The sequence below is a fragment of the Vibrio sp. MACH09 genome, assembly GCF_033238805.1.
Lineage (GTDB): Bacteria > Pseudomonadota > Gammaproteobacteria > Enterobacterales > Vibrionaceae > Vibrio.
This window is the reverse complement of record NZ_BSFZ01000001.1, coordinates 1,398,532-1,424,837: the sequence shown is the minus strand read 5'-3', so window position 1 is coordinate 1,424,837 and position 26,306 is coordinate 1,398,532. Positions and strand designations below refer to the sequence as shown.

Sequence of the window (26,306 nt, the reverse complement as noted above, 5' to 3'; positions counted from 1 at the left end):
AGGAGGCTGACATTTAAGCTTTTATCCCCACCAAGACCATACTTTTAGGCGCATCCACTCCGTCGCCTCTCTAAACCAGATACTGGCAAGAGCTCGGTTATCTATATAAATTTTACCAATCCCTTCCATTCCCGGTTCAATGTTCAATGTGTCGTCAGTAAACTCTCCTTCAACAATAAAGTAGCTCTGACCATCTTTCGATATGGTTAAAGGCGTCAACTTACTAATGGAAAATGAGTAATTCTGCTCCGGTAGTGCCGAAAGTAATAGGTTCCCCTGTTGGCCGAGTTCAATATCCGCAATACGGCTCTCTCTCACCAACATTTTAAGACGGTAATTATCTTGTGGAGCCACCATCAACAAACCATCCCCTTTACTTACTGCACTGCCTAAACGCTGGCTTAAATCTCCATCTATGACAAAGCCGTCAAATGGCGCCACAAGTTGCCCACGTTCAAGTTGGCTGGAAACCAGGTTAATCTGCGCCTTAACTTGCTCCGCTTGGGCGTTAATAATGTTGATTTTAGCGCGGTCGCGCAGCGCTAGTGCCTCTTGATACTGTCGATTCAATTTGGCTTGTTCTGTTAACCACTTTAATCGCTCTAATCGCAGGTCTCGATCATCCATGGTCACAAGAATCTGACCTTGTTCAACGGTGTCACCAGCGCGAGCACTAGCCGACTGAATGTAGCCGTCATAAGGAGAAACAATGGCTCGTTGAATAGCACTCTCTACCATAGCATCAGTGGATAATCGATACTCTCCTGTTGCAGAAGATAAAAATCCGACCGCCGCGACCACGGAAATAAACAACAGCTTGCGCCCCAGATATCCAGCACCTAAAAGGCGAGACAGCTGTTTTGCCAATGAATCACTCGCCACTTTCCACAGTGGACGTTCACTGATTCTTTTATCTTCCAATGCGGGCATAACTAAGTGAACAATACCCTGACATGCATTGATCTGCTGCTGGGTTAAGGGGGCTTGGGGGTTAGCTTCAAGCACCATGGCGCCATAAGTGCTACCAGCAAGATAGATGGGAATAGAGAGAACATAGCTGTCTCCCTGACTTTCTGACAACAGCTGATGAGCGAGCAATATGTCTGCGCCAGCAGCCTGACTATCGGATTGATCGTTAACAGGAAAAGTCATCACCTTACCCTGATCAAGGCACTCATCCATGGTCTTTTCGATTGCACGAGTGAGGTTCATTTTTTTGCCAAACTGAGTGCTATGGGAAAGATGTTTTAGATGGCAAGCTTTGTTCTTATACTCTCCCAAACTGACTCGATCACAATTAAACAGCACAGCCAACTCAGTAACCAGACGAATAACCGCATTCGGATAAGAGGGTTCAGCCAATACCCGAGCCAAAATATCCACTCGATCACTCAAATCTTGTTGGCCATCATCAATCTTCTGCAGGCGCTGTTGGTACTCAATGACCTCTAAACCGGCAACACTCCACTGAACAAGAGATAATGCTTGTTGTAACCCTTGCTGATCGTCCACCTCTATCGCCATCGACACCAAAGCAAAAAACTGCCCTTGCTCATCACGTAATGGATAGAGCAGTGCAAATTGCTTATTGTAGGCTAATTGCGCAACCTGTGGCTGCTCACTCTGCAACTCTTGTTGTGACAAGTTTACTAACGCTGCATAGCTATCATCCCCCTCATTTAATGAGGCGGTAACTACGATGGCGTCATCCAGCATGACCTGTACTTGTGCCGATAATAGACCGGGTATAAAAGAGCGGTGCTTTTCAAGCCACTGCTGATAATAGTGATCAATTACCTTATCTTTAGCTTCACTCGTCAGTTCGGAAAATGCCAACTGAGACTCAGTTGTACCGAGCTGCTCTTTCATAATTCCATATACCTTATTATCCTATTCCGTTCGTAATCAAAGTAAGAATTAAGACTTAACCCTACTTATCATTAGCTTAAGCCACTTTTTCTTTCTCTTTGCTCTTTTTCTGCTGTCCTTGCGGATTATTCGTCATCATTACCCAGCCACCAACACTGGCTAAGGCAACATTAAGATTGATACCCGATTGTTGACTCTGTTGTTCATTATCAGCATCACGGTTTTCATTCTGTTGGTGATGGTCATCTTCGGTAGATTCGCTATTTGGTGTCATTTGTGGCTTGTTTTCAGCCTCTTCACCACAAAGTTCACCTTCGGCACTGCTTTGACATTCAACGTCGTCCTGCTGAGGCTCGCTCTGTTGTGGTTCACTCTGTTGTGGTTCAACCTCCCGTTCAGCCGCCGCATCCGTCGACAACTCGACGTCATCCGCGGTAATGACTTGAACATTATCTTTACCTTCAGCCGAAGGAACCTCACTGACGACACCAGCAGCAGTCGGTGCGGTAGGAATTACGAAATCTGCCCCCTCACTTGCGCCGGAACCTAAGCTTTGGAAAGTGCCATCTAACTGATCAAAGGCATTTTGCGCCTGACTAGTAAACACTGTGGTTACTGCCACACGACTTCGAGCAGCCTGACCCAGATTGGATTCAGCAAAGATCTGCTTAGCATAACCAGTAAAGAGATTTAGCTGTGTTTGGCGAATCAGGTCTAAACCGCCTTGTGCCAAAGAGATGACCGACGTTGCTTGTTCATTATCCGATCGAGCATTAAAGGTAAATCGGCCGTAGTCTCCCAGTAGAACATCCTCATTAAAGTTGGCAAAGAAGAGATCACCACCGAACTGCCCTTGCATACGGTCGAAACCATCTCCACCTAGCAAGGTGTCATCCCCTCCAGTAAAGAGGTCTACAGCTTCAAAGATGATGGTGTCATCATTTCGAGTGATTTGAGAGCCGTCGCCACCGATAACATCATTTCCTGCACGACCATCCAGATAATCACTGCCAACGCCGCCGAAGATAATATCTTGTCCGCTACCACCAGTAACGACATCTCTACCACCCAAGTTGGTTTGCCCTGTTCTAGCCAAGACATATCGGCCACTAGCGTTACTAACAATACGACCGTTATCACCAAGAATTACACTCTCACCAGAAGTGTTGATAATGGTATCACTGCCAACACCAGCGATAAGTTGATCATCGCCAGTACCAAGGTATATGGTGTCATTGCCTCCGGTCGCTTCAGTGACATCGGTGCTCGTTAATGAGATACGAACGCCTTGCAGCACGTCGATGGAGCCATTATCTGCGATAATAGAGTCCGAACCTTGATTGCCTTCAATTCGGTCATTGCCATTACCGGCAATAATGAAGTCATCACCTTCATTGCCATAAATTTGATCGTTACTTCCTTGGTCGATTTCTACCGTGCGAATATTGATAACGTCGCCAGTCGTTTTAATGCGGTTGGTTTGTGGGGTCAAACTGATTACCCCTTTATCACCAATAATAATATCGTTGCCTTGATTACCATAAATAATATCTTGGCCCGTTACTAATGTATCCGCCGTTTCTGGGTTATCGCTATCACTACCACTATTTACCACGGTAAGCACTTGGCTTGAACGGTCTAAACGCGTCGAGATATCAACATTAAATCCTGCATCCCCGTATATATGATCATCGCCCGCTAATCCCGTTATAGTGTCATTACCTGAACCACCTGCAATATGATCACCATATTGACTACCTATGATGATGTCATCGCCTTTACCACCATAAATAACAACTGACCCTCCGGCACCAGAGGCATCGATATGGTCACCTGCAGCATTATCATATTCTCGGGCACGGTCGGTTTTTTGGTCCGATGTCGCGTTGTAACTGCTGCCGTCCTGTACCGTATCACCCAATAAAATCAAAGCTCCGTCACTGTCACTGCCGGTAACGGTCAGTTTATCAACACCACCGCCACCATGAACCAGAGTAATGGCACCTTTCGCCGTACCAGAAACAGTAAACTTGTCTTCTCCGCTACCTAGTAGGGTCTCAACAACTTCCACATTGTGATACTCAACGCCAGCCCCCATTCCTAAACCAGTAATGGTTGATGCGGTAAGCTCACCCGTTGAGGACTCAACACTGCCGTCATTAAACAGGGTTAACGTATCGGTTTGATTATTCTCATCGATCTGAATATCCACAATCGGCAGTTCCGTATCGCTCTCAGAAGGAAGCATTACCGATTGAGTCAACGTACGTTCTTTACCTTCAGGCACGCCACCATGGATGTTAAGTTTACCCCGAATTTGAGTAAGCAAATGAGGTTGTAGCGGTGGTTTCTGAACCGGTTGACTGGTTGATTGCGCATCGTAGTCTGGATTAACGTTTAACGTAATCGTAATCGCTTCATTCCAGTTTTCTGCGGTAAAGGTGACGCTGTTATCTTCAGCATTAAAACGTTTATCATCACAGCTAAATAGCGTCTGACCATCATTTAACAGATTCACTGTAACAGGAGCCTTAGGCGCTCGACTTAACACCAAGCTATAGCTATCACTCTTCTCACTATTCACAACCGTTGAGCCGTGGCTAGCAGTCACCAATACTGCGCCTTTATCATTATCTTCAACGATAATATTGATCTCAGATTCTGCTGTATTCAAACTGGAGAACCCTGAATCGGCGATATTGCTACTGGTTTCAAACTGGACAGTAGCGCGATAACTGTTTTCAGTATCACTATCATCAATGGCATTAGCTAATACCGTTTGAGTTAAGTTCCAGTTGCTATGAGTAAAGGTCAAAGTTTGATCAACAAAAGAGAGCTGATTTTTATTATCCCCTGTAACAATTTCACTCACTTTAACGGTAACAACCTCTCCCACATCGGGTTGCTTAGTTAGCGTCACATTAACTTCGGTTCCTTTGCTTCCTTCGGCAATGGAAGCAGGACCTTTTTGCACAACAATCACGCCAGCCTGATCATTGTCATAAGTGGTCAACTCAACATTATTGATGTTCAAGTTATCAAACTCAGGGTTAGTACTGCGGATGCTATGACTCACTACGTACTGACGAACACCTTCCGCAACACCATCGTCTATCGCTTTTACATGAATAGTAAAGTCATCACCCCAGTTAGTTTCAGAGTCATAAGTCAATACCAGCGACTCATAGAAATTTACCCCATCAGTAGAGATCAATACCCCACCCGTTGGATTGCTGCTATTGCCTCTGTTTCGATCGCTGGAAGAGACTCTTGCCGCCGACACAGTGATATAAGCGACAGTTGCAACGTCTGGTTTCGGCACATCTAACGACACTTTATAACTGCTTTCTAGGCCGTTCTCACTAACCGTCATATCCCCTTCAGTGTCGATGGTAACGGCACCGGTATCTTTATTGGCGACATTAAGAGGTAAGCCATTAACAAAGATACCGTTATAAGCAGGATCATCACTAAATACACTGTGATTAATAAAGCTGCTGCGCCCTTCTACGGAGTATGAAACAACAGGTTTGGTTACATCGCCAGCCACATGGAAGTTATCAGAACCTAATCCACCTATGATGGTGGTCGTTACATCTTCATTGGTGCTAAGTACATAGAAGGTATCATCCCCTTCTAATCCATCCACTTCGGCAATTTCTACTCCTTGATAACCGACATTAAGTCCGGCACCAAATATGCCATTTTCGGTAATAATAAAGTTATCATCCGCTTCAGTACCCAGTACCACAACGGTATCCACTCCTGCACCACCATCAATTTTCAGCGGAGCATTAATACTGTATTCAATATTATCGGCACCATCGCCACCAAATAACTCGACATCGACACTGTTGGTGGTGTTATTGGAGCCTTTTTGAAGGAAAGCACGCACAACAAAGTTATCGTCCCCATCCTCACCATATAGTTTGGTAATGGCCTTGTTCGAGTAAACCGTTATCTGATCTTCTCCGTCACCACCGTACACCACCATTGGCAAGCTGTTACCTTTACTGAGGAAGCCAAGAGTTGTTTCGGTGGTTTCAATATCATCCCCTTGGGCAACCACGCCGAGATGGTGTTTACGATCCGAGCCAAATAGTTGTCCAATTTGGAAACTATCATTACCGTTACCCCCATCCAGTGTCGTGATGCTGCTATTGTCATCGCTATAGAAAGCATCATCCCCCTGCAACCCATTAACCGTTAAGCGGGCATTAATATTTCGGTTGTAGTTAATACGCTCTACGTTGCTACTGTATCCGGCAGTGCTATCACCATGTAAAGCAGCAACAAAGTTGGCACGTAACAAGAAGGTATCATTAAGCTCAGTACCATTAATCGTTAAGGTATCTGCGCCTTGGTTCTCTAAGCCACTATCAACGACATCAATAACATAGTCAGCATCATTGCCAGTTCGGTTTATGGTGTAACGGTCGGTGTCTGCTCCACCATCCAGCACCATTTTTCCACTGCGACTGTGTAGCTGAGAAATGGTGATTCTATCTTCACCCTGATAGCTATTCACATAAACGTCACCACCAATATTTTGAACATGAATATCAACGCTGTCGTCTTGCGTATTACCATGAATGTTAATACGTTCACCCGCGTAAAGGTGCCCGGCTAGATCCACATGACCGCCCGAGTCATCCACGCTGTTGTTTAACCCTTTATCTACATGAATATTAATATCTGTTTTGGCAGAAAGTTGACCATTTTGCTCAACAATGACGTCATCACCGGCGTTGATATTGATTTCACTCAATCTAGATTTCACCACAAAACCATCTTTAATGGTGATGGATTCATTGTCGCTTTCACTATCTCTATCAATCGTGGTTAAGTTTACTTCGCTACCCGCAACAATATTTTTAGAAACCGTTAAGCTATTTTTCGTCACAATGGAGACACTGCCACCAGCAGTAATGCCATCAGGAATACTCTCCAAGACACCACCGATATTTAATGAACGGTCATTAACGATATAAGCATTACCTGACGTGGACTTCCCTTGCAGATGTCCCACTCGAGTGGTTATCGCCCGACCAAACTCGCCGATATCACTTGCCGCGAACAGATACGCTTTGCCTGACTCTAAGTTTTGCCCCGATTTATTGTCATTGAGAATGCGCCCTGTCGGTACAGCAATGAAGGCCGTTGCAGTCAAACCGGACTTGATGCTATTTAGGTATAAATCACCCATAGTTTCTATCACATAGCTACTAAGCTCGCTATCGATAGTCAAGTTGTCACCGGCTTTTGAACCGCTGTCGATCTCTATATCTTCACCAAACGCCCCGACACTACCAGTACGAGCAGTAAGAGAGATGCTTGCCCCCACAATATCGGCTTGCTCACCAACTTGATCATCGATGGCATCTATAATGGAATATTGTGCGTGAAGATCTACGTCACCAGATAGCGACTCAATATGATCAATATTCATACTGATATCTGTTTCATTTAGCCTAATATCATCACGGCTATTGGCGGTGATATTTCCTCCAGTGAGGTGGATATCCAACCTATCGCCGGTCTCACCAATCGCGCCATGCAGGGCGGTGAGTTCAATATCTTTGGCACGGATATTTTCATAATCGTGGTTAAGAGCATCCACAATGGAGCCATTGCTCGCCAGCAAATCTACTTTGCCATTGGCAGAGTACAAGGTGCCAACATTAATCGTTGAGTTTACTTCTGTTAATACGATGCTGTTTTTTGCTCTTGCCGTTAGAAGGCCATCGGTCCCTAAATCAATAGTGAATCGTTGTGCCTCACTACCAATTGCACCATAACCTGCCTCCAAGACTAAACTGGATGTTGCGGTTACCGCTGCGTTAGAACTGGCTGCATCGATTAACGACTCTTTACTCTTAATTCGTACATTGTCGGCAGAGACATGAGCAATAATCAACGCCTTTTCAGAGCCAAGATACAGATTACGGCTCGCAGAAACATTTACATCTGATACCGCTAAAATATCGATATCTTCACGCTGGTCGATCAGCACTTTCTCTACTTCAATTTCATGATATTTAGAAGCCGAGACAATCACAGCACCTGCCGCTTGTTCACCATCAACTTGCTTGAGATCCATTACTTGACCAGAAATACGTTGGATTTGGTAGAAGTTGCCTTCGGTCTCAATATAGTCATTGAGTTGATAGGTTGAATTATCCCACCCATTAACATCATTACTCACAATCGTGGTTAATGTTGGGCTATTACTAATTGCGGCAATATCTAAATCTACTGAAGATTCGGAGGTTAGATCTGTAGACGTTAAAATTAACCTAGTTCCATCACTGGATATCGACGCGATTTCATAGAATGTTCCTTCGTTATTGCTATTAGCACTATCTCCCGCAATACGAATTTGCATACCTGCGACAAAACCATCTTCTCGCCAACTTCCTGACTGACGAACGATTTGATCCCCTGCCACCGAGTCAACGACATCAACAGTAATATTGGTTACTCGTTGAGAAAATAGGAAGTAAACATCGTTGCGTTCTGCCGCAGCCAATTGGACTCGCTGCTGCTCTGAGTAATTATTACCTAATACTATTTCGACACTACCATTAGCAGAGCCAACATCGGTTTTCGCTTGAATGTGAACGCCTTTACCTGCGGTAATATTCGCACCTTCAATGGTCGCTTGGGTATTGGTAACCGGTTTTAGCAGACTGCCACTGATTAGGTTAAGCAGATCATTTTCACTCCATTTAACTATATGTCCGGTTAATTTAGCGATTTCTGACTCTGACAGTTCTGCGGTGTAATCAGCGTCATACGCCCCTGTACCAGCATACCGATCATGCAACTGCTGAAACTCTGCATCTCGTTTGTTGTTCAGTGTTTCAATACCGTCAGTAACAAATGCCTCAAGTTCTGCGCCACTTTTTCCGTCGGCAATACCTTGTTGAGTAAATTGCTCAGTAAAATAGCTTTTTTCACTATCGCTGATCACCGCTTTTTGGCCAGCACTGTATTCGCCACCAAACTGACTGTTTATTATCTGCCAATATTGGTGGTACTGACTCTGTTTAGCATTTTTTGCTGCATCTAAAATCTGTTGGCGTTTAATTTCAGCGGCATCGCTACCATCAATAAGTCCGAGGTTTTTCCATAGTCCGGTACTCAACTCGCTATAACTGCGTTCATCTCTAACCACATTGGTGTTCGCGTCAATAAGTGAACCATGTGCAACATTGATGTGGACACTACCGGCACTTGATTGAATAGAGTTAACACGTAAGTCACCATCCGTTTCACTGACATATATATTGCTATTCGCTTTGATAGAGAGAGCGTCTTTATTGAGCGAGCCTCCATCTATATTTAGTGCAAGAGTATCGCGGCCAACATGGGCTTCGGTGTTGAGGTCAATAACCCCACCACGTACTACGCTACCGCTCGTTGCCGCCTCAATACCACCTATTGCAGAAAGGAATATTTTTCCTCCGCTATCTAAACTATCGCGCTCATAATCGGAAGCAGAAGTGATATTACCAGCCATCAAAGGACCATCATTTTCGACAATATTAATGCGTCCGCCATAGGTTCTTGCGGACAAACTTGCTGATGAATCATTGGTTAAGTTGGTGCGTAGTGCGGTTCTCGCAGCATTAATACTTTTATCGATATTGATAGCAGGTGCATAGCCAATTTCATCGGCTGTCAGGTCAATAATTTTGCCACCAACACTGGCGGTTTCACTGCTGTAAATGCCAGAGCCTGCGGCTTCAATAATGGTTGTGCCGTGCTCATTACTAATATTGCCTTGAACAATCACATCGCCACCACGATTAGACTTCACTGTTACAGAGCCTTGCTCTGCTCCAGTGAAATTAATGGCGATGCCATAATCAGCTTTAATGGAATGGGTGGCAACATTGCGGTACTTTCTCTCTCGAGTGAACTCGGTATAGTAGGTTTTTTTGCCCCACCAAGTACTTTTTTTCCATTTGTCGGTAACAAAAGTTTGATCCGATAGCTTTACTTTCTCGTAAAAGTACTGATAAGGGGCATCATTATCATTTTTAGGGTCGATTAACTCAAAGTAAGCGCCTTTTCCTGTCAATTGCGCTGGGCTTAGTGTTTTTTCATCCTCTGGATCAAAATCGATATCATCAGGATCCGCAGACAAAGCGTCTATACCCGCCCAAGACGATTTAGACTCCACCGTTCTATTACGCGTGTATTCTTCTTCTGCCATTGACCACTTATAGCGCCAGCCCTGTTTAGGTGTGTAAGTTAAATCAACATCATCTCCGGATGCAGAGGAAACAATCTCTTCACCGTACCTCTGAATGGTGTTTAGACCATCTTTGCTTTTGGTATAAATTGTCTCGAGTATCTCACCGTCTCGACTCTTAGACTTATCTTTGATAATTAACGTGCCTTCACCACGTTGAGACGCGTCTAGACCCATAATCTTAACGTCTAGCTGAGTATTATTTATCACCTCAATACCGGCATACCCACCAAGCAACTCAATTTGTGAGTTTTTGTTGGTATTCATGATATTGCCTTCTAAGCGAATATAGCCACCGGAGACACGCATATCTCCTACGACAATCTGATCATTTCCCACATCGTAATAAACAGAAAAGTCTTTGTTTTCGATATTTAAACGCACCAAACCAGAGGCGCCAGACCGTTTTATATTATTAACTTGAGTTTCAATACTGTCATCAATGGTTAATTCAAAGCTTTCAGTTCCACTCTGAATTTTTCCGTTAATATTGATAAATTCTGCGGTAATAGAAATACTATCCGCGTAGATGCTGGCTTTCTTAGCATTACGGTTAATCATATCATCAATCGCTTCTGGGCTAGCTCTGTCCAAGCCATAGTTACCAATAACGCTGTTCCATTTATTGTACTCTTCGCCAGAAGTCGAGAAAGTTGACCCCGGAGGTAAGCCAATGGTTGCCGAACCTCCGGTATAAATTTCGTTCTCTTTGGTGTCAATCTTGCCGTTGATGGTGATATCACCCGTTCCTTTAGGTCCATCAACGCCTTTTAAGCTACGTAGTGTCAAAGAGCCTGTTCGGTTCTCAATATTGCCTGCAACTGTAATCGATGGAACCACCAAGCTCTGCTGAAACGAGGTCTCATTGTCATCAGGGTCATTAACCAGCAATTGATCAGCAAATCTCTCCGCCAGCGCTTTTTTGGCAAGATCAATATCCACATCATTGGTGATAACGATTGATGGATCGGTTGTACCACCATCTTGTAGTACCTCACCATTTAAGTAACTGCCTCCATTCTCTTGGGGTATGGTGATATTGTTAACCACTAACGCTGCAATGGTATGATTGGTGATCTTAATTGATGCGTCGCCAGGAACAACTATCTCACTTGATACTTTCTGTTCAAAGTCATCTGCCCGAACATCTACCCGGCCCGCTTCTGCATGAATATCATTAACCACAATAACCGGAGTGCGCACTTCATTACGAATAAACACATTTGGTTTAACCTCTTCCAGCAAGCCTCTCTCTTTTAGTTGCTGTTGAAGTCGTTTAACCTCTTTTTCATAAAAGGCCACCAGTTTTTCACTCTCACCTCCTGCAACTGAACCTCTAAACAAAATTAACTGACGCTCAGCGTCTTCCAATGCATGCAACAAACTAGAATTAAGAGCGGCAACCGTACTGCTATAAGTGATACCTTTGAGTATTTCGTTATCTTGAAGACCAAAGCCATCCAATACGGTATTTTCATTTCGTACTACATGAGCATCATCAACCAAGCCATTATCATCTAACTGATTAAACTCTATCGATAAATGTCGCTGTATACCGGTTTCCAATTTACCTGCATTGATAACCTTGCCTTCAGCACTACTGTGCAAGTCACCACCAAGATCTGCGGTTCCTCCTAATTTAGAAGCCCAATTGACGGTTTTTGTTTGCGATGCCATATCAGCAAAACCAAATCGCTCTGCATGCAGATTCATCCGTTTAGCGGTTTGTAAATGTGCCCCCGTACCCACAGTTATGGTATTACTCTGAACCAGTCTTGCGTCCGATTTAACAATGTCAACGGGAATAACACTGGCGGCAAAACTGTCTACGCTGGCATGTACTTTATACTGATCGCGATTAAATAAAGTATCGGTTCCCGCGGAAATATTTAGATCACCATAGGCTGCGATTTTTGCTTTTTCATCGACGACTACCGTATTGGTCGGGGTAATATCGGCTATTGCACTGGTTTTAGTTACCGATACCGCACCAGCTGAATCGGATTCAACACTGGCAACAAACTCGCCTTTTCCTCGTGCAGAAATTTGCACATCTCCAGATGAGAAAATCCTTGCTCCTTCAGCAATTTCAACGGTTGCATTTAACGCTGAGTCTTTAATTTTTACTTTAGCAAAGGTTCCAGCTGCCGCTCCCACCGCATTCATCACTACTTCGTCTTTCACGACAACATCATTGAGTGCATTGAGTGCAATACCATTATTATCATCACCACTAATGGCATAGATATCGTTATATTTGCCAACGCGTACTTTGGTATCTAAATTCAGTTCTGTGCGACTGTCTGCCCCAGCTGCAGAATATATTCCCGCTGCTACCGCATAAATGCGTCCATCATCATCTTTTCGAACACGATTGATCGCATCAACCGTAATATTCTCTGCTTTAATGGCGACATTCTTTCCGCTATCTGATGCCGCCTTAGTGCTATCGTCCCCTAAATTGACATGAACGTTAGCGGAAATTTCGTTGTCAGCGATAGCTCCAGAGCCAGATAAAACCCCACCTGATGCTGCTTTTACATCTGCATCAAAAGCAGTCACGTGCTCAGCTTTTATCGACAATTGACCTGATTTGGCTGCGCTGTTTTTCTCTGCACCATCGGCCTCTACATCATTGTTAACGTGGCGTTCAAGTGTAATGCGACTGCCTTTTGTAATATCAACTTGGGTGTTACTGCTACTCGTCACACTGGCAGAAACGCCTGCACCTGCAACGAGTCCACCACTGCCTGCTATAGCGACAAGATCATGATCTTCATTGCTATAAGCACTAATTGAAAGGTTGTTACCTGAGTAATCAGAGTTTTCGAAGGTAACCAAGGTATCTAGCTTCGTCTCTACTTCAGATAAAACAATGCCTGCTGCGATAAACCCAACGGAGAGACCATAACCATGTACGCTCTGAGACATATCTGATAGTGCTTTGATGTTGCCTGTATTGCCTACTTTCAATGTGCTGTTAATAACGTCAGCTCGGCTGTACCCTTTAATATCACTATTAACAATGACACCCGCTCCGGAGAAGCCTATTCCACCAGCAATCGACACTGCATAGCCTTTTGCTTCTAGGTTCGCTTTTGCATCTGAAACTAGATCAAACTTATTATTGCTCGTTATCTTAGCGCTATCTATATAACTTCTCACCCGCATATCCGCTAGGTTTGAGACCTTAGATATTCCGATAGAGACAGCCGCGCCTTTAGGTGCAAAACTAGCCGCCACTGACGCGGCTATGGCTGTTACTTTTATGTTAGATGTATTACTAGACCCAACCGATACATTATTTGCCTTAAGTTCATTACTGTTCTTGATATAACTTGTTGTTAGAGAGTAAACCTCATTAGAGACTCCAATACCTGACGCAGACAGAGCTAAACCACCCCCACCGGATCCAGTGACTGCCATACTCGCAACAGTTACATCTGCATCCACAGTGAGATTAGATGTAGCAACGACATCCACATCCCCTTTGACGTTAATATTACTGTTCTCTATGTAGCTGTATACCTGAAGACGGTCGTCATCATTACCGATATAGTTGTTTGCCTTACCAACCCCTATTGATACACCAATCCCGGCTTTAGCCCCAACAGCAACAGACGCTGATGCCGCTATAACACTGGCGTCAATATCTGAGATATTGCTAGCACTAACAGTAATATCTCGACTGTTTAACAACACAAGGTCAGGTAAGTCATTACCTTCACTATCTTTTCCTTGAGGCTTTATGGTAGTACTGGATATGTCGCTATTAGTTATATAGGCTTTCGTATCACCCGTAATTATGTTCTCAGCTACCGCACCTGCCCCGCTTAATGCAACGCTTAACTTAGAACTCACCGCCACAGCAAGAGATGCGGCGGCAGAAACAGCATTAATGTTGTTGTCCGCGACAGAACTGACGGTGATATCACCACTGTCTATTTTGAGCTTAGAGCTAGCACTATCGCCTGCTATATAAGCTATTGTGTCATTGTGAATACTGTTTTTCGCGATTGATGCGGCAATGTTCAGAGAAGCACTTACATCTTTACCCACAGCCGCAACGAGAACTGCTGTGGCCACCGTCGCATCGATACTCGCTTTACTCGTACTTGCTACCGAGAGCTCTCTGCTAGTTATCTCTCCCCCTTCAACATAACTCTGTACATTGGTATAAACTGAGTTGTCGCTCTTAGCTCCCACACCCGACAAACCAACCGCTGCTTTACCTGCTACTACAGCGACACTCGCCGCAACGACTGTCGCATCAATGGAGGTGGTACTTTTCGCAGAAATATTTAAACTACCAGAGGTGTTGAAATGGCTATCTTTAGCATAAGCTCTCACTAACGAAGGCTTATCACTATCGCCAATATTATTTTCAGCTAAACTCACCCCTAACGCTAAGGATGCAGCCACTCCGTTTTGAGTTTTTGCTAACCCAGCGCTTCCTGCCAAGACAACTGAAGAAATCGCGCTGCTGTCTTCTGCTTCAATGGTAATTCCAATGTGCTCTGCTAACGCTTCTTCACTGCTCAACTGCTCTTTAATGGTAGAACCAACCACTGATGCTTCAGTATCACTGAATATGTTATTTTTTGCTTCAGCACCCGCACCAGACAATGAAATTTTGAAGGTTTGATCATTTGCTTCCGCAAGCTGGGCACTAACTGAAGCGGCCGTGACATAGCTCTGTATCTCTGCATCATTTTTAGCGGTAATATTAATTTTTGACCCCGCTTGATCTGCTGACGCTAAACGGATAACACTATCTCTGTTCACCTTTGCCCGAGTCGTACTACGAACGGTATTCAAACTAAGAGCAGCACCAACAGACAAGCCAAGAGATGACCCCTTAGTAAGGCTTGCTCCTAATGCTACAGCTAGAATACTGCTGCTGTTATCAGCTTCGACCCTAACCTTACCTTGAGCTAACGTTATGTCACTATGACTAATATGAGCATTAATATCGCTGGTAATGCTGTTTTCTGCTGTGGTTAAATCAACCGCCACATTGCCCGCATACGCTACCCCTAACGCACCCGCGTACACTTTAGATTGATCCAGTGCGACAATGTCCACACCATACCCTTGACCGTTCTGCTCACGAACGACTAAAGAGTTCACGTCACTAACATGAGCATTAATGGTGCTGGTTACCTTATTCAGGGAGATATTGCCGGCAATTGCAGCACTTGCTTTAGAACCATTGGAAGTGTTGGTGGTTTTAGCATAGGCAGCCGCAGTTGAGACAGCGATAACTTGGCTATCATTCGTGGCGTTTACAGTAACCGCGTTTAGATTGGCACTGTTTATATTCTCCATGCTGGCGATTACAGTAATATCCACCGTATTTAGTAACCCGACACCAGCAGCCGCTAATGAAAAGTTCTGTGAGGATGCTTTGGAGTAAGCGAGAGGGAAAGCGATAACATTGCTCTGCTCTTTAGCGTTCAAACTTAAATCATCACTGGTAAAACTGGCGACATTCCGTAGCGATGAAGAGACATTACTGGTTAGTTTATTGGCAATATAAGTACCAGATATTCCAATACCTAAACGACTTTCACTCTGACCTGACGAGGTTTGTGTCGGTGCGACACTACGACCAATTTTCGCGCCGCTCATAGCAGTAGCAATAATGCTTCCATCACTGACGGCCTCTATATGGCTATCACCATGTACTGTGATATTGCCGACATTGGCACCGTCACTACCCACTACGGCGTCAGTTGTTTTACTTACATCATTAATAACATGAGCCGTGCCCAACCCAAGGGTATTTGCTTTGCTTTTACCTAAGCCTAGTGCAAACACATCAACCGTATTACTGGCCTCTACTCGTAACTGTTGAGCAGAATCTGACGATAACAAAGGATCCGAACCAATATTGGCAGTAACACCTGATTCTATCTGAGCACGAGATGTACTATCAATGGTGTTACGCATGCTTAAACCCGCAACGCCCAGTAAACCTCGTCCTGAACCGTGGGAATTTCCGTAGTTAACAACCAGTGCTTTACTCTCTGCATTAACCGTTAATGTATCGGCATCCACTTTAGCGCCACTTTCAATGACTGATTGACTAACAGTAACGACTTTATTAGAAAAACGACTCGCCCCTACTCCGTTCTCACTGCTTGATGATCCCAACATCGAATCAAATAATTTAGTTTTTGTTGATGAGGTATTGCCAATGGTATCGACCGATTGATTAAGTGAGAACGATGTTAAATGAACACTACGACTACTGCTGTTAGGAACTGCTTCTAACAGTTTACTGGCACTGCTCGCCGCTTGCGTTGTTGCCGCCCCATCTTCGTCAACAAAGCTATTACTTAGCTGTGAGCGCTGATTTATTTTCACATTTCCTTTTACTCGCGAGTCAGAAATTTGTTTACTCTCGAGCTGAGCAAAATTTAGAGCCAACGACACTTTAGCTCCAGCGGCAACGGCTTTAACACTGTTATCCGCAAGATAGAAGTCGTTATTACCGTTAAGTAAATGATTAGGAAGGTAGGTAACTTTATCACCTAACAATAGCCATCGGCTGGCATCACTAAAGTCTTCTGTTGCTAAAACAACGTTACTATCATCACCAATAAATTTATATATCGCATCAAGCTTAGAAATGGCCGGTTTTTTATCATCTGTACTCTGCTGCCAGACATACCCTTTGCCATCAACAAACTGCAACAAATCTCCCTTTTTCACGGCATAGTTCGAGCCAATATCGTCTTTGTTTACCACGCTCGGTTTATTATTAAGCAGAGCGATATCATCGCTATTTTTTCCTGCAATGCCGGTTTGATTTTTTGCTACTGATTGAACAGACAAGCTCTTCAGCACATCTAGCTGGGTGTTTCCTTGAATGTGTGCCTCTGCACTATTGCTCAACTCACCTATAGATACAGAGACTGCGCCGCCAAATGGCACTTGCTTAAATGAACTGCCCGTTCCTGCCGAACCAGCAACTTGCTGATATTGAGAAGGAGTACTCGCCGATGATGACGTGGATGTAATTAATCGAGCATTTACTGTGGCCGATTGAGAGAGATCACCAGCAACTTGGATATCACTACTCTGGCCAACTTGACCAATGTAAGAGTTTACAGTGTTGCTTTCGTTTGCATAAACAAATGCCAGACCGGCAGTCAATTTGGTAGGAGCAAGACGATTACCAGGCATCAACTTAGAAGCCATGCTTTTCGGTGCCTTTTTCGCCGCTTTCTCTTTTAGACCATCTTTAATTTTATCAATTTTGCTTGGAACACGGTCAATTTCAGCTTTGGCTTTTGTTCCCCAATGACCATTCACTTTGCCTTGAATATGTTCAGCATTAACTTTTGCGTCTCCGGCCACCAATACCGTCCCCGCAAGGGTCGCTACTGTTTCGTTGTTGGTGAGTTTAACCGCGGCACTGGCTGCTTGTTTGCCTTCATTTCCGCCATCGCTAATGGCAGCCACGTAACTAAAATCAAAGTTACGACTTTGCACGGTCAGATCACCGCCCGCCACGATATTGGCTGAGCTGGATACCGTCGCTGAACTTTTTGAGTCGATAACACCAATAGCAACACTTTCAGAAAACCCGGTGGCTATTATTGGTTTAGCTACCACATTGAGATAATTGTCGGTTCTAGTTGTGATAGAGACATCGCCACTAGCAATGATGTTGCCGTTCATATTGACTGTTGCAGAAGCATCTAGTTTACCCAGAGCGACGCTAACCCCTGCCGAGAGAGGCTTAGCATCAACTTTGGCAATAGTCGACGCATCAATAGTCACTTGACTGCCTTTGATCTCGGCACTTTCTGCCACTGATATGGTGGCAGAAACGTCAGAGTGGGAATACCCTGCAAACAGGCTCAAACTATCTAATGCATTTTTAATCTCATCACTTTCAACATCATCAGCAAATTTGGCAGGAGGCTTGCTCAAACTGCTCTGGTTATGGCTCAAATTGGAGTAAGGATTGGATACCGCTTTTGCCAGCAAGGTAATATTTTTGCCGTTAATAGCGACATCGCTATTAATAGTAATACTCGCTGTTAGCTTATCTATGTTATAGAAGCCTCCACCCACCAGACTGTTCTCTGAGTGAGTGGCCAAAAGAGAGATATCACCACCGTTTTGTTCTGTACTGCCAACTGCCAACAAGGAAACACCATCAGAAATGGTAATATTTTGTGCAATTAAACGAATGTTACCCGCACCACCCGCCTCGTTTCCTGTGTCGATGTTACTTTTTATAACGATATCACTGCCGTTTGTCGCTTTTAGTTCAACGGAGATGCCTTTAAATGTCACATCGGTATTCAGGTTAATGCCATTGGCATTCTCTTTAACTAGAGTGAAATCCGCACTTTCATTGATAGTCACCCATGAGAAATCAGACTTGCTTAGCTCAGAGTCCCCCCCATAAGCAACCACTCTATTCTCAGCATCATTATTAAGTAATGCTGACACTTTCTGCTTATCTATATCGGTTCTATTGCTAATATCTACACGAAACTCAACCGCGCCACTTCCGCCTTTTAATGTGGCGTTGCTATCACCAGCATCTAACACTTGCTGCATCGAGCTGGCGCTACCATCAAGTAGAATGGCATTGTCATTTGCTTTTAACAGTGCACTAAATTTCTGAGCTTCAGAACCAATTAGCTGAGTGGTAACAAGAGCCCCATCGCTGTCTTTCCAGCTTACGCTATCGTCAGTGATGATCAGCGAAGTATGACTATCATTTGTCGCGGCTACGATCGTGTCATTGCCGCTATTACCGGTAACTGTTTGATCACCCGCAGCAAGGTTAAATCGATCATTACCGCTGGAACCATAGTAAGAGTCTTTGCCGCCATTCCCCGTAAATGACACTCTCTGGGCCGATGCTAACAAGCTAAGGCCAATTCCGTTTAGTGTTGAAGAAGAGACCACCTCTGACAAGCCAAGAATCGTTAATAGCTGTTCGGAGCCCGCCTCAGCGTCAATCGCAGACAATCCAGTTAAGGTTAATCCACCTTTGTTCTGATCAAAGGTCGCGGTTAACTTACCATCCGTACGCGAGTCTGACTCATTGATAAGCTGTATAAGATCCGCTAGCGTTGCCACTTCACTAACGTCAATATCTATTTTGCTTTGCTCGCTATCATCAAGCTGAATATGAAGCGTTTTAGTCGCGACTTGTTGCCAACCTTTCACATCAACGAGTTTTGTTTCACGGGTCACGCCATGAAATGCGCTCGCATCGAGATGATCATCACCATCACCACCAATGAGAGAGGCCAATTCAACACCATCAATGGTAGACTCTGCCTCTGTTATGGAAAGTGTATCGCCAGTCAATACGACTTTTTGCGTGCCATCTCCCTCGGTAGAAAGGTCCACAACCAGCTTATCGGTGCCGGTTCCTGCATCAATTTTATCTTGACGGGCACTGTTTATAACAATGGTGTCGTTCCCCTCTCCTGAAGAGATGACATTACCTGCTTGTGCCCCTGTAATGCTGTCATTGCCGGCATGGGTATGGATAATACCGTGACCAGAGAACGCCGAAATATCAATGACATCGTTGTAGGCGCTACCAGAGAGAGAGAGGGTATCCTTGCTATCAAATTGGTGTAGGTTGACTTGGTGCATTACGGAACTTTCTTCGGATAATGGCTGCAACTTTGTTAGCGTCAGTTGATACCCCGGTGACGAAAGCGCTTTTACCTCTGCTTTACCGACGTTATTAGCGTAAAATATATCGTGTCCAACACCTCCGGTTACCTCATCACTCCCGCCAAAACCGATCAACATATCACCATATTTTGACGCTTTGATGGTGTCTTTTAACTCTGTCCCTACCAGTGTAATAGAATAAGAGTTTTCGGCGTCACCGGCCTCAGATGCATCCAAACGTTTACCCGTCGTATCACCTTCAGCGGACAATGCTTTTAAATATACTCGGTTAATATTCTCTAAAGTATCCTGCTCAGAACTCCCAATAAGAACGGCATTGCCTTTCATGACAAAGTCTGCAGTTCGTATTGAAACAACCTCATCATCGCCTTCATTGCCATTTATGAGATCGTTTCCTGCTCCCCCTGTCAAAATATCATTACCGCTGCCTCCCAGTAGAGTATCCTCACCGGAACGGCCATCGAGATGAACCGCTATCTTAGCTGCAGAAAAATCGAGTTTATTATCTTGTTCATTACCATAAGTGAAGAGCAGCTGAATATTTTCTATATCGATGGTGTGGTTGCTCGTGAAACCACCCTCAGAACCAAACTGACCAATCTGATACAGATAACGGTTCTCGCTCGCTCCAGCGGTCAATTTAATATCTTTACCATCAGTCTTATCTAATTTATAAACCGTGTTATTTACACCGCCTTGACCCTTTATTTTGTCTCCCACTCCGGCTACAAAGGTATTATTGTTGTCATCACCAATAAGGGTATCTGCTTTACTGGAACCTATGACGGTATTAATACCAAACACAGCATCAAAGCCTGTCGCCTTGCCCTCTTCTAGATTGACGGTAACAGATTGATTATGTTGAGAGTAATCGAGATAATCGCTACCGCTGCCATTGATATGGTCAATGCCTGAAAATTCAATCCCTTTATAAGCAGGGGTTTTAATAAGGCTATCCGAATTGTCCTGCAATAGAGACAGAGTCCCTTTACCACTGCCTGTTATATGCCAATTAAAACGGTGGTTGATGGTCGTTATGCTGTGCTCTGAATCTTCACTCGTTGTCGCATTGATCTTCTCAATATTTTCAAAGCGTACTAACCCATTGCTTCCCATGGCGCCAGAATGCTCACCATCTATTTGCCACTTGCTTGCCGTAACATTTCCGGCGGTTTGAACTCTGTCGTTACCTTCACCACCATCAAACTGCAGCACAAAATCTCTGTCACCCAGATCTAGAAACGACTGGTCAACCGTTAAAGTATCATTACCATTACCACCATTGACTTGAATGATGCTGTCGGACGGAATATCACTGATTTTTTTGCTGCCGATCACCTTGCTATCAGAGCCCGTGGTGTCCACCAATTGAATGATCTGCTCATTCGCTTCATTGGTGACCACCTCTAATGTTAACTGGGCATTGTCATTATCACTGGAAAAGGTCGCAATAGGATCTGCTGAAAGTAGTAACCTTGGCTCAAGCTGCTCTAGACGGAAGTTATCCATCGGCACCTTAATTGCGTCTCTATTTTTGTTGCTTAATACAGAAGAAATACCTTTAACCAACTGACGTAACTGAGGCAGTCTTCCACTACGACGTGAATGAAATAATTTACCGCGAGTGTTGTTTCCGCGTCGATGCAATTTAGTAACCATAGGATTAACCTAAACGTGTGTGGCTCTACATCATCCAAAGAGCCACTAGTTTAATTTTTGTTACCATCCAAACATCCACGCCTTCATACAACATTTTCGGCTTTGGTTAGTAACCGCTTAGAGTGCAATACATCCATTACGTTCAATCAATTAATGAACGCTTTCACTGAGTTCTTCTGAAACGGATTCATCAGCTCTGTGTTGTGGCAATTTTTGCAAAACCTTAGTTAGGTTTCTCATGGATTGGAGATGCAGATAAATCAACTCCAAACCATCATTAGCCATCAGTAAGGCAAGCTGTTCTGCTTCTACCGCTTTTAGCTTTTCACGACTCACCACTTTAAAGCCGGTTAAGGTTTTTTCTTCACCAGACGGTAGGGTAAATTTGGCACCCATCTCTTCAAATAGGTCGAGCTCATTAAGCTTCTGGCAAAACGCTTGTGTACGCTGATAGTGCGTCTGGTAGTCTTGTAAAAAATCAACCACGCCTGATAGATACTGAGTTTGCTCACCATCAGAATCAAATAAACGCTCGCCACGTCCCTCTTGATTACAGCCTTGATACTGCTCATCCAAACAGAGCGTCAGCGTTTTTCCTTCATCTGTTGTCGCAAAAACAAAAGGATAACGACGAATAAAAGCTGGAATATAGTCCGCTTTCCATCCGCCTGCGGTATCAATATACAAGTTTTCATCTTCGCGAATACCCATAATGGCAACTGGCAAAATGTCATCGCCATTACCCGCGAATACGATGGAATACTCTTCAGACGCATTGGGAAACTCCACCGCCATTAAAGGAACAGAATTCACTGAATTAGCGAAGCTATAATCACTCTTCGCTTTAATCGACCAGTCTGCATGACGTTGTTTGTTTACCGCTTCTACTTGTCCGTAAATTAATAGTTGTGTGGCCACAGGGCTCTCCTAATCTTTCTCTATCACTAATGGATATACTCTCTTTAATGGCGACATTATTGGTCTTTGTCGACTATCGTTGCGCCAATTTCGCTAGCTCAGCATTTTGCAACATCACATCAACGTCTGTTGACACATCGGCGCCATTGAGAGCAGCGTTTATCTGTTCTATGTCACGCGTATTTAAGGTACCAATCGCGCGTTTTAGTCGTAAGTTATTAAGTAGGTAATCGTAGCGAGCAGCCGAGTATTCAGTACGCGCAATAAAGAGATCTCTTACTGCATCCAATACCGTGACACTTGTTGCCACACCGGATTCAAAAGAGGTCTGTTTCACTTCTACCGCCATTTCATAGGCATCGACCGATTTTTCCAACGCATTCACTTTGCTAATGGTGCTGGTCACCCCAGTGTAGGCAGATCGTGTTTCCCTCGCGGTTTCCCGAGAGACGAGTTCAAGGTCATCTTTGGTTTTATTGTATAGCGCTTCGGTTTCTCTCACTTTTGATGAGACGGCACCACCGGCATAAATAGGAACTGTCATTTTTAGCATGACGCTTTGAGTATCAACTTCACTGCCACCACCAAATAGTGAACCGTCGGTATCATTTTTGTTTTGTGATAAAACCAGATCTAACGTTGGATAATGGCCACCTTGTTGACGACGAATCTCTTCGCGAGCTGCCGCGTACTCACTCTGCTTCTGCAAAATCTTAGGATTATTTTGTTGCGCGTTTTCCAGCCAAGATTCAATGCGATAAGGATCGGGACGAGCTAATACCATCTCTTCACCCAAGGTTAGCAATGACGCAGGCAGAGCTCCGGTGATCTCCCGAATGCCTTGTAATGAATCTTGCAAATTATTGCTAATTTCTATCTGACGAGCTTGAGCTTGCAAATAACGCGCTTCTGAATCTAAAAGATCGGTTGTACGAGCCAAACCATTGGACACTTTCAGCTCTACTAGCTCAAAGTGTTTTTGCAATGCGGTCACTTCCGCATTAATACCAAGATAGTTATCTCGTTTCTTCAGTACGGTGAAATACGCTTCTGCAACACGCATTATCAACTGTTGGCGCACATCTTCTAGCTCATATGCCGCTCGTTTAACTTCTTCTTTTGATTGCGCAAAATAGGCCCAGTTGCTATAGCTATAGAGAGACTGTGTAAGAGAGAGATTGAGCTCATCGGTGGGATATCTGGTGCTACCTTTGTTATAGACCTTGTTGTCTGAACTAACAATTTTCTGCTTATTTTCTGTTCTACTAGCATCAAACTTAATGGTAGGAAGCAATACAGCCATTGCTTGGTCATAAATCTCTTTAGACGCATCGTGCTGATAAATACCTGCTCGATAAACAGGATCATTTTCCAAGGCCTGATGATAAACTTGCATCAAGTCTTCAGCTTGCACTGGCATAGCAAAACAACCCACTAACGCCGCGATTGTCGTAATTCTACTTGTTATAAATTCCATTTTATTCACACGCCATATCTGACTAAACTAAGAGTTATTGATACTTTTAACAATATGACATCAATTACATATCTACAGTTAAGTCTACCCTGCAAATTCATTAATATATGTGATATTAAATCGCTATTAATCACTAATTAGATTAAAAGCACTAAATGAGATTTTTTGCATTAGAATTGCAGTAATAGGTGATTTTTGTCAGGTTTTATTTGAAGTAAGTTTAGCTTTGCACTGCGTGTTGTTTTATAATTTGTCAGGTACAGTGCTATAACCGAATTAGAATTAACTTTGTTACCCCGTTTATTGAAAAACTCCTGAACGAAAACAGATTTATAAGGGAAGGCAGCCCTGCCTCGTTCGGCTAGAGAAATGTACGATAAATGCTTTGGGTTCTAGCGAACTCAAAGCATTTATTTTTAACCTCAATAAGATTGAATATCATGGCCCATTATTTGTGGTTCGGGCAGCAAATCTTTCAAAACGTCGCTCTGCTTAGCTCACCTTAAATAGACTCAAAATAGTCGTTTGTTCTTCTGACAGACGGGCTAGCTCTTCACTCGCTTCACTGCTCTGATTAATGCCTGCGACATTTTGGTTTACTAGATCAAAGGTATGCATAATGCTCTTTGCCACCTCTTCCGTCACTACCGACTGCTCACTTGACGCACTAGTCACTAATGAATTCATATCGGAAATATCAGTAACATGTTCGGTAATATTGCTAAAACAGTGCTGCATATCCGCTGAAATGACGGTGGACTTTTCAATCAACTCAACATTGTTCATCATTGAAGCGTCTGCTTTTTCAGACTGTTCTTGCAGTTTTAAAATGATCGCTTCTATATTGCCGGTTGATTGCTGAGTTTTACCCGCTAGAGAACGAACTTCATCTGCAACCACCGCAAAACCACGCCCTTGCTCTCCCGCTCTTGCGGCTTCTATCGCCGCATTCAACGCCAATAAGTTGGTCTGCTCAGATATGGTTTTAATCACATCAATAATGCCACCGATTTCTATCGCATAACTCCTTAGCTCGGCCACAATGCCAGTGGAATCCAAAATGGACGTATTTATCTGTTCTGAAATGCTGTTTGATGTTGCTAATGCCTGCGAGCCTTCTTTAAGGCTTCCTATCGCTTTCATTACTGCACTTTCAGCATTCCCTGCACTGCTATTAACCTCATTAGCAGTGCTAGATAGCTCGCTAATTGCGGTCGTTATCTGTTCTATCTGTTGCAACTCAGTTCGTGAATTAACCGCAGATTCAGACATAACACTAGAAAGCTCGACAGAGGCAGAAGAGACACTTTCCGAAATCGCGCTCGTTTTCGAAACAATACCTTTCAGCTCCGTTGAAAACTTGAGCATAGAGCGATAAATACCAGTCTCTTTCCCCGTTGCAGGAGGCAAAACTAAATGACCTTGACTCATCTTGTGCATTAACTGAGATATTTCGCTCGGCTCCCCTCCAATAGGTTTATAGATGTTATTAACAACGAAGTAGAAGATGGCAAACACAGACGAACAGACCAAAACAACCAGCATGACCAAACTAAAATACAAGTTGTGGTTACTCTCTTGTTTAATCTGACTTTCATAATCAAACAACACTAACATCCAATCAATATTGGTGAGTTCTTTTGCTATCGCGGTGAATTTTTCTCCCTCCAGATCATAACTATCTAGCCGTGATTTGCTATCCGACATAGTATCAATACCGGGCAGCGCTTCTGAGACATCTTTTGAAATGAGGCTCATATCATGACTCGCTATGATGGTATTGTTACTCTGAGAGATGAGGTAATACTGACTATTGCCGCGCATTTCACTGTTTACCAACCGATTGACGCCATCAATCATCACATCAATCGCCGCGACAGCTTTCATCTCTCCTTTATAGATAACAGGAATACTGAGCGTAATCATTTGAGAATTGGTGGTGTTATCTAAATAGATATCGCTAATGGCATACTTCTTACCGTCTTGTACTATCGAGGTAAACCACTCTCTCTTGCTGGTTAACGCATTGAATCCTTCTTCAATACCACTATCTAAAATAACGCTACCATCGAGTAGAGCAATGTATAAATCATACACGTCACTGGCTTGTTTCCTTACCTGAATCTCCTCAACAATGTCATCGATTAAATTCTCATTGTTGTCATCAAACTCTATAGAGTATGTTTCAAGAACATCAAAAATCTGTTCTATTTCTTCATCAAGTAAACTTGAGATCATTTTGGTTTCAAACTGACTCGACTGTATAAATACATCGCTACTATAAGTAGAAAAATTCCAGTAACTTACCGCTGAAATGATGCTACTGGCCGCGAACAGCAAAGCAGAGAAGAAAACAATTATTTTCGTTTTTAGCGTCATAACTAACCCTACATTTAAATAATGAAATTATATGGTTCGCTAGCTAATGATTTGATGGGT

General features: G+C 43.7%; 5 protein-coding genes. All 5 read right to left on the bottom strand.

Annotation, left to right across the window (positions count from 1 at the left end):
- Window positions 1–21: 21 nt before the first annotated feature.
- A complete protein-coding gene (locus tag CHJ_RS06300) occupies window positions 22–1,869 on the bottom strand; it encodes an HlyD family efflux transporter periplasmic adaptor subunit (RefSeq protein ID WP_317917194.1) in 1,848 nt (615 codons plus the stop codon).
- A gap of 76 nt (window positions 1,870–1,945) precedes the next feature.
- A complete protein-coding gene (locus CHJ_RS06295; protein ID WP_317917193.1) occupies window positions 1,946–21,472 on the bottom strand; it encodes an LEPR-XLL domain-containing protein in 19,527 nt (6,508 codons plus the stop codon).
- A 150-nt stretch (window positions 21,473–21,622) separates the two neighbouring features.
- Window positions 21,623–22,390, bottom strand: a complete 768-nt coding sequence (locus tag CHJ_RS06290; protein ID WP_317917192.1) for a SapC family protein — start codon at window positions 22,388–22,390, stop codon at window positions 21,623–21,625.
- A gap of 73 nt (window positions 22,391–22,463) precedes the next feature.
- Window positions 22,464–23,867, bottom strand: a complete 1,404-nt coding sequence (locus CHJ_RS06285; protein WP_317917191.1) for a TolC family outer membrane protein — start codon at window positions 23,865–23,867, stop codon at window positions 22,464–22,466.
- Between the two features lie 492 nt (window positions 23,868–24,359).
- Complete coding sequence (locus CHJ_RS06280) at window positions 24,360–26,246, bottom strand: methyl-accepting chemotaxis protein (RefSeq protein ID WP_317917190.1); 1,887 nt, start codon at window positions 26,244–26,246, stop codon at window positions 24,360–24,362.
- Window positions 26,247–26,306: the final 60 nt, after the last annotated feature.

Bases quoted from the DNA above. Each gene is read 5' to 3' on its own strand.
- CHJ_RS06300 (WP_317917194.1), bottom strand. From the start codon at position 1,869: ATGAAAGAGCAGCTCGGTACAACTGAGTCTCAGTTGGCATTTTCCGAA.
- CHJ_RS06295 (WP_317917193.1), bottom strand. From the start codon at position 21,472: ATGGTTACTAAATTGCATCGACGCGGAAACAACACTCGCGGTAAATTA.
- CHJ_RS06285 (WP_317917191.1), bottom strand. From the start codon at position 23,867: ATGGAATTTATAACAAGTAGAATTACGACAATCGCGGCGTTAGTGGGT.
- CHJ_RS06280 (WP_317917190.1), bottom strand. From the start codon at position 26,246: ATGACGCTAAAAACGAAAATAATTGTTTTCTTCTCTGCTTTGCTGTTC.